The organism is Acinetobacter sp. UNC436CL71CviS28 (assembly GCF_000620525.1).
In the GTDB taxonomy this organism is placed as follows: Bacteria; Pseudomonadota; Gammaproteobacteria; order Pseudomonadales; family Moraxellaceae; genus Acinetobacter; species Acinetobacter radioresistens.
The window spans coordinates 23,253-30,354 of record NZ_JIBB01000039.1 but is presented as its reverse complement, the minus strand read 5'-3'; the positions used below and the strand labels follow the sequence as shown (position 1 = coordinate 30,354).

Annotated in this window: 8 protein-coding genes; 4 read left to right on the top strand and 4 right to left on the bottom strand. The window is 43.2% G+C overall.

The window, feature by feature from the left end:
* The 3 genes from N518_RS0112635 to N518_RS0112625 all read left to right on the top strand — a co-directional run.
* The coding region (locus N518_RS0112635; protein ID WP_026444354.1) for an FAD-dependent oxidoreductase at positions 1 to 774 on the top strand (774 nt) is incomplete at its 5' end.
* Positions 775 to 885: 111 nt separating this feature from the next.
* Positions 886 to 1,245 (top strand): hypothetical protein, encoded by a 360-nt coding sequence (locus N518_RS0112630; protein ID WP_005019597.1) that lies wholly within the window; start codon positions 886 to 888, stop codon positions 1,243 to 1,245.
* Positions 1,246 to 1,427: 182 nt separating this feature from the next.
* A complete protein-coding gene (locus N518_RS0112625) occupies positions 1,428 to 1,811 on the top strand; it encodes a hypothetical protein (RefSeq protein ID WP_005026695.1) in 384 nt (127 codons plus the stop codon).
* A 38-nt stretch (positions 1,812 to 1,849) separates the two neighbouring features.
* Here N518_RS0112625 and N518_RS0112620 read toward each other — a convergent pair whose 3' ends face one another.
* Both N518_RS0112620 and yaaA read right to left on the bottom strand, forming a co-directional pair.
* The gene (locus N518_RS0112620) at positions 1,850 to 2,479 is read right to left on the bottom strand and encodes a hypothetical protein (protein ID WP_005026697.1); all 630 of its coding nucleotides are present in this window, start codon (positions 2,477 to 2,479) and stop codon (positions 1,850 to 1,852) included.
* 122 nt (positions 2,480 to 2,601) lie between these two features.
* Positions 2,602 to 3,381 carry a peroxide stress protein YaaA gene (gene yaaA, locus N518_RS0112615; RefSeq protein WP_005026699.1) on the bottom strand — a complete coding sequence of 260 codons (780 nt, stop codon included), beginning with the start codon at positions 3,379 to 3,381 and terminating at the stop codon, positions 2,602 to 2,604.
* A 124-nt stretch (positions 3,382 to 3,505) separates the two neighbouring features.
* On the opposite strand from yaaA, the gene N518_RS0112610 reads away from it, so the two are divergent.
* Positions 3,506 to 4,138, top strand: a complete 633-nt coding sequence (locus N518_RS0112610) for an alpha/beta hydrolase (protein ID WP_005019592.1) — start codon at positions 3,506 to 3,508, stop codon at positions 4,136 to 4,138.
* A 58-nt stretch (positions 4,139 to 4,196) separates the two neighbouring features.
* On the opposite strand, the gene N518_RS0112605 is transcribed toward N518_RS0112610, so the two are convergent.
* Positions 4,197 to 4,577 (bottom strand): hypothetical protein, encoded by a 381-nt coding sequence (locus N518_RS0112605; RefSeq protein WP_026444353.1) that lies wholly within the window; start codon positions 4,575 to 4,577, stop codon positions 4,197 to 4,199.
* A 124-nt stretch (positions 4,578 to 4,701) separates the two neighbouring features.
* Positions 4,702 to 6,948, bottom strand: coding sequence for a bifunctional prephenate dehydrogenase/3-phosphoshikimate 1-carboxyvinyltransferase (locus tag N518_RS0112600; RefSeq protein WP_026444352.1), 2,247 nt, complete (start codon positions 6,946 to 6,948; stop codon positions 4,702 to 4,704).
* Between the last annotated feature and the right edge of the window lie 154 nt (positions 6,949 to 7,102).

The following is a 7,102-nucleotide window of genomic DNA, read 5'->3' as shown; positions in this document are numbered from 1 at the left end:
GGGCCAAAGTTTGCTGCGGCCATGGAAGAGCATGTGCGTGAGTATGAAGTCGACATCATGAACCTGCAGAAAGTTGCCAGCATTAAAGGTGCAGAAGAAACGGCCAGTGGTCTGGTTGAAGTGACTCTGGACAATGGTGCCCGACTGGAATCTAAAACAGTGATTCTCTCTACCGGTGCACGCTGGAGACAGATGAATGTACCGGGCGAGCAGGAATATGCGACCCGTGGTGTTGCCTACTGCCCGCACTGTGACGGTCCGCTGTTCAAGGGCAAACGGGTGGCGGTGATTGGTGGCGGTAATTCCGGGGTTGAGGCAGCGATTGATCTGGCCGGTATTGTTGAGCATGTGACTCTGCTTGAGTTTGCTGATACTTTACGTGCAGATCAGGTATTGCAGGACAAGCTTGCGAGCTTGCCGAACACGACAGTAATCAAGTCTGCGTTGACCACAGAGGTGGTGGGAGACGGCTCACAGGTGACTGCGCTGCGTTATCAGGACCGGGTATCTGGAGAGGACAGGGAGATTGAACTGGCGGGTATCTTTGTACAGATTGGTCTGCTGCCGAACACTGACTTTCTGAAAGGGTCAGAAGTCGAGCTGAGTAACCGCGGTGAGATTGTGGTGAATGAGCGTAACGAGACCAATGTAAAAGGTGTATTTGCGGCGGGTGACTGTACAACGGTACCGTACAAGCAGATCATCATTGCTACAGGTGAAGGTGCAAAAGCGTCGCTTTCTGCTTTTGATTACATTATCCGCTCCGGTCAGTAATTTTTTATATATATCTTACAAGTCCTCAACAATATGTAGTCTTTATTACAACTTTTCTTTATGCTTATATTTTCCTGAATGTTTTTTAATCAACAAAAGGAAGGAAAATAAATGAAAAAGTTAATTGCTGCGTTAGGTTTAGCTTCTACAGTTCTCATTGTTGGCTGTAATAACAATAAAACTCCAGAAGCTGATGATCATGCTGCGACTGCTGGTACAACCACCGATTCGACTGCTACTGGCACAACTACAACAGACTCTACTATGGATATGAATAATACCGCAGGCGAGCGATTAGACAATACTACTGGCACAGTGGCTGATCCGGCTACAACAGGCACCGCTACAGATACAACTGGTGCAACTACAGGTACCACAACTGGTGGTACAACAGATACCATGACTAATACGGGAACTACTGGCACCACAGGTACAACTGGTGGTACCAGCGGAACTGGCAGTTCACAGTAATATTGTACTGAATATAAAAAAGCCCTTACATTGAGGGCTTTTTTATATCTAAGTTTTATCTAAAAAATCTAATAGATAACAACTCTTACAACTTTTCAACAAAGCTGAGTCGTAATACCACCCTTCTTTATGTTTAGATTTGAATAGTGAAGAAAAGTTGAAAAAATTAGAAGGATGTATACATGAAAAACTTAAATAAACTGGTAGTTGCTTTAGGCATGACTTCGGCTTTGTTCTTGGTTGGGTGTGATAAAGAAAAGTCTTCGGATATGGCGAAAGATAATGCCATGGCTAAACCCATGGACCAGATGGAAGCCCCTTCAGATGGCGTAGGTGAAAGTTTAAAGGATGCAACTAAAGCTGGTTTCGATGAGACCAGTCAGGCTACCAAAGGTGCAACCATAGCGATGGAAAAAGGCGCTAATGCAACTGCAGTAGCTACTAAAGAAGTGAGTGAGGGTGCGGGACAGGCTGCAAATGAAGCCACTGGCGAATCACGGGTAATTGACCCTGCACAAGAGCGTGAAACACGCGATAGCTCTCAGCATAATAGTCAGACCCAGTAAATTTTTTGTGGTTAAAAAGCTCCCCTTCCGGGAGCCTTTTAATTAGCCTTTAAAACTTTTTCAAGATTAATTTTTGCCTGATTTTCCAGTTTATCCTGAAAATATTCAGTTTTAAATAACGGATGGGCTTGATAAAAATGAGATAAAACTTTTTTGCGCTTTTCATGATATATACCCTCTGACACCCAGGCATATTCTTGTTGAATCTGCTGCTCATACTCAGCAAAACGGGACGGTTTACTACCTAAAATCGCCAAGTCTATATCAAGCAAGGTTTTAAGGTCCAGATCGTCATCTTCAGACAGTTCATGAGTTTGTGTTGCCAGTATCCACGAGTAAATTTTAGAGATTTGATCAATAGTCATGTAAGGTGCCAGACTCTGTTTCATTAACTCGGCACTTTTTAATTCATTTTGATCAGATTTTGGCTCATAAACCACGTCATGAAACCAGATCGCCAGCTCAACAGCCAAGGGGTCATTCACGCACATTTTTAGAGGCTGGTATAAGTCCAGACATTCTTCTATATGTTGAAGTGTATGATAATAACGCTGAGGTTCCTGATAGGCAGTAATTAATTTCTGAAGCAGGCTGTCTGATAAATACAATGCATTAGTCTGTTGAAGTTCTTGCCAGTATTGCTTAAGTCTTTCTAGCTTAGGTTGCATAAATTAGTATTCCTATTTCTTAGCTCAGCCGGACTTTTACCTTATTTTTTGATGAAAACTTATTCTATAAATAACCAATAGCCATAATTCGAATACTGGTTATTCTATACGTGAGAATATATTTAAACAGATTGCTCATCACGTTTAAAAATTAGTTCTTTAGCGCTTGAATTTACTGTGTCCAGATAATAACCCTCACTATTAAAAGCTTTTAAATCTTCTGGCTGGGTTAACTGGTTTTCTATAATAAAGCGTGCCATCAGGCCACGTGCTTTTTTGGCATAAAAACTGATGATTTTGTATTTACCATTCTTCTGGTCAAGAAAGATCGGTTTAATGATAGCAGCTTGTATTTTGTTTTCTTGCACTGCCTTGTAGTATTCATCTGATGCAAGGTTGATTAAATAGTTATGCTGGTGTTCAGTCAGTTCCTGGTTAATCTGCTGGGTAATAAGGTCTCCCCAAAACTCATACAGGTTATGTCCACGGCTGTTTTGCAGTTTGGTACCCATTTCCAGACGGTAAGGCATCATTAAATCTAGTGGCCTTAACAAGCCATATAGACCCGATAGCATTCGCAAATGTTGCTGGGCAAAATTCAGATTGTTGTGTTTCAGACTATAGGCATCCAGACCGGTATATACATCGCCTTTAAAAGCAAAAATAGCCTGTCGGGCATTACCAAAATTAAATTCTGGTGTCCAATCCTGAAAACGCGCAGTATTCAATTGGGCTATTTTCTCACTAACACTCATCAAACTGGCGATTTCTGAAGCAGACAGTTTACGACAAAAGTCTATAAGTTCTTGTGAGTGCTCAAGCAGTCTTGGTAAAGTATGTTCATCGGTAGGTAATGCAGATTCATAATCTAAGGTCTTGGCAGGGGAAATTAGAGCTAACATAAACAACCTGATCAAAAAATAATTAATCAAACTATAACAGTCGACTTATTTTAATGCCAATTTGTGTTTTTGCTGAAGTTAATCGCTAAAATACGCGATTCTCCTGCTATTTATCGTTTGTACTATGTCCGAGCAAATCTTTATTCAAGGTCCGGTGGGGCAAATTGAAGTTTTTGTTGATTATCCCCAAGGCGAAGTAAAAGGATATGCCCTCGTTTGCCACCCTCACCCTCTTCAGGGAGGCACACCTCAACATAAGGTTCCTGCACTTTTAGCCCAGATTTTATCTGAACGTGGCTGTGTGGTTTATCGTCCAAGTTTTCGTGGTTCAGGGCAAAGTACCGGAACACATGATGAAGGCTATGGCGAGACAGATGATACTTTAGCGGTACTACAACATATTCGTGCCCTACATTCCCATTTGCCATTTTATGCAGGTGGCTTCAGCTTTGGTGCTCACGTGATGGCAAAAGCTTATGATGCCTTGCCAGCAGTAGAGAGGCCTAAACAGTTGATTTTATGTGGTCTGCCTACCAATACTGTAGCCGGCTTGCGTCATTATAAAACGCCTGAAATTCAGGGAGATATCCTGTTTATTCATGGTGAAAAGGATGAAATCACCTTGTTATCGGATGCTATTAGCTGGGCTACGCCACAAAAGCATCTGATTACTATTCTGCCGGGGGCAAATCACTTTTTTACGGGCTATTTAAAACAGTTACGTATCGCGATTTCCCGTTTTTTAATCGTTGAATAAAAAATAAATAAAGGCCCGGTATATATTAATTTCGGGCCTTTTTAGATGAGTCATAAGTTTAGCTTTTCCATTCGAACTGGCTAAATGACTCATCATTTTTTAATGTAGTTTCAATAGCCTGCCCCAACTGTTTAATCACACTCTGCATTTCAATTTTTTCAAACCAGTCCTGTTCTTCGTCAGCATGTGCATTAATCCTGCAAACCAGATGCCCCTCTCCATCTTGGGCAGATTCACATGTCACAGAAATAGGTAGAGGATGACTCTCTACACTTACCGCAATTTTATCAGGCTCATTACGGCTGGCCTGGAAGCCATGCTGGACAAGACGCTTAGATAAAAGGTCAGTTACATATTCTTGGGCAATACGGCATTCATCTTGTATATGATCAGTTTGTTGATGTTCAGCACATTGGGCAGTAAATTGTAGGGTTCTCATTGGCGTTGTCCTGAAATGCTTTCTTGTTGTATGGATTTAGCATAAGCAATAAACGCACAACAGCCAAGCATTCACTTGACTGTTGTTAGACAAAAACAACATTTTTATTAAACTTTATTCGTATCTATTCACTAATCTGTATGGCAAGCCCGGCTTTATTAGCGAGTTCAGTAAAGGTCGGGAAGCTGGTGGCTACCGTTTCAGTACCCATAATATTAATTGTTCCTGAACTTCGCAGCCCTGCCATACTAAAGCTCATAGCGATCCGGTGATCATGATGTGATTCGATTTCACCGCCGGTAAAGACAGCCGACCAGTCTCCACTTTTTCCTTTACCTTCAATGATGATTCCATCTTCAGTCGGGGTGCAGTCGATGCCCATAGTTTTAAGGCCATCAGCCATTACCTGAATCCGGTCAGACTCTTTCACCCGCAGTTCGGCAGCACCAGTCAGTACTGTTTGCCCTTCTGCACAAGCTGCCGCAACAAATAGTGCCGGGAACTCATCAATTGCAAGTGGAACCTGGTCTTCAGGAATATGTATCCCCTTGAGCGTCCGGCTACCTTTGATATGAATATCAGCAATTGGCTCCCCCCCCGCAATGCGTTCATTCTCAATTGTCAGGTCAGCTCCCATCTGTTTCAGAATTTCGATAATTCCGGTACGGGTTGGATTTATACCGACTGCTTCCAGAAGTACATCCGAATTCTGAGTAATAGCAGCCCCCACCATGAAAAATGCTGCGGAAGAAATATCTGAAGGTACCTGAATCTCTGTACCGACCAGTTTGCCACCACCTATAAGTGAAATTTTATGACCTTCAGTTTTAACCTCATAGCCAAAAGCACGTAGCATACGCTCGGTATGGTCGCGGGTTGGCTCAGGTTCAGTAACTGAAGTTTCACCTTCAGCCCATAATCCCGCAAGCAGAATTCCTGACTTTACCTGAGCAGAAGGCATTGGCAAATCATAATGAATACCGTGCAATTTTTGCTGACCACTAATACTGACCGGCGGTGTACCTTTTTCACCTGTGGTTTGAATCTGGGCACCCATCAGACGTAAGGGTTTGGCAATCCGTTCCATTGGACGTTTGGATAAAGAGGCGTCACCAGTCATGACCGTATCAAATTTCTGTGCAGCCAGCATGCCAGACAGCAGACGCATGCTGGTTCCTGAATTCCCCATATAAAGTGCACTTGCCGGAGCCTTAAGTCCGTGCATACCCACCCCATGAATGGTAACCTCACCATTTTTCGGACCTTCAATACTTACGCCCATATCGCGAAAAGCCTGTAAGGTAGCTAGTGCATCTTCACCTTCCAGAAAGCCTGTGACATGAGTAGTACCTTCGGCAATTGCACCAAACATGATAGAGCGATGAGACACAGACTTGTCACCAGGTACGGTAAATTTACCCTGAAAAGTTTTGTTTCCCGGCAGAATGGTAAATTGTTGTGTCACCTTGTTTTTCTCCATCAACGGTTTTTGGGCTAACATGTGGTTAAAGTGCTGACGCGCAGCCTGAGCATGTCCCAGTAGGCCCATTAATGCCTGCGAGTCTTCATTTTCAATCATTTTTCGAATAATGCCGAGCTGCTGTTCAAAGCCATCTACTGCATTTAAAATTGCTTTTTTATTGGCAAAAAAAATGTCATGCCACATTTGAGGGTCACTGGCGGCCACACGCGAGAAATCACGAAAACCGCCGGCTGCATAACGGAAGATGTCCAGGTTATCTTCACGGCTGGCCAGTTGCTCGACCAGGTTAAATGCCATCAAATGCGGTAAATGACTGGTATGTGCCAGAACTTCATCATGTTTTTCAACATCCATGCAGATAACTTCTGCTTGCGCAGCTTCCCAGAGCTCAATCAGTTTATCAACCGCCCAGCTGGCACTACTTGGCAAAGGTGTCAGAATGACCTTGTGATTGGCAAACAGATCGACTTTACCAGCATAGACACCAGTATGCTCACTTCCTGCAATCGGATGGCCCGGTACAAAACCGGGCGGCAGATGGGTGCCGTACACTGCTTTGGCTGCCTCTACCACATTTCCTTTGGTACTGCCGACATCTGTCAGGATAGTATGTGCGCAAATATGAGGTTTGATCTGCTCAAGTATTTTCTGGGTAGCACGTACTGGTAAAGCCAGAACAATCAGGTCTGCCCCTTGTACTGCTTCTACAGGATCACTATAGCCCTGCTCAATCAGGCCCAAAGCTTTGGCATCTTCCAGTGTTTTTTGAGAACGGGTCGCGGCCACCACGTGACGGGCCAGCTTTTGAGCCACAATTACACGGGCCAGACTTGAACCAATTAGCCCAAGGCCAATAAATGCAACTTTTTCAAACAGGGGTTGGGACATAACTTCAGTTTTGCCTCAAGGGCTTTTGCCTTGTTTCAAGTGTTTAATATTTCAAGTATCGGGAAGAGTTTCAAATTTTTTCGAATAAAAATAGCTTCTCAATTTTTATCCTTTTATTCATCACTCTCTGAACTTTTGGTATATGGCAGTAATA

What these genes read in the sequence shown, in the direction of transcription:
- N518_RS0112630 (WP_005019597.1), top strand. Translation starts at nt 886, where the DNA reads ATGAAAAAGTTAATTGCTGCGTTAGGTTTAGCTTCTACAGTTCTCATT.
- N518_RS0112625 (WP_005026695.1), top strand. Translation starts at nt 1,428, where the DNA reads ATGAAAAACTTAAATAAACTGGTAGTTGCTTTAGGCATGACTTCGGCT.
- N518_RS0112620 (WP_005026697.1), bottom strand. Translation starts at nt 2,479, where the DNA reads ATGCAACCTAAGCTAGAAAGACTTAAGCAATACTGGCAAGAACTTCAA.
- yaaA (WP_005026699.1), bottom strand. Translation starts at nt 3,381, where the DNA reads ATGTTAGCTCTAATTTCCCCTGCCAAGACCTTAGATTATGAATCTGCA.
- N518_RS0112610 (WP_005019592.1), top strand. Translation starts at nt 3,506, where the DNA reads ATGTCCGAGCAAATCTTTATTCAAGGTCCGGTGGGGCAAATTGAAGTT.
- N518_RS0112605 (WP_026444353.1), bottom strand. Translation starts at nt 4,577, where the DNA reads ATGAGAACCCTACAATTTACTGCCCAATGTGCTGAACATCAACAAACT.
- N518_RS0112600 (WP_026444352.1), bottom strand. Translation starts at nt 6,948, where the DNA reads ATGTCCCAACCCCTGTTTGAAAAAGTTGCATTTATTGGCCTTGGGCTA.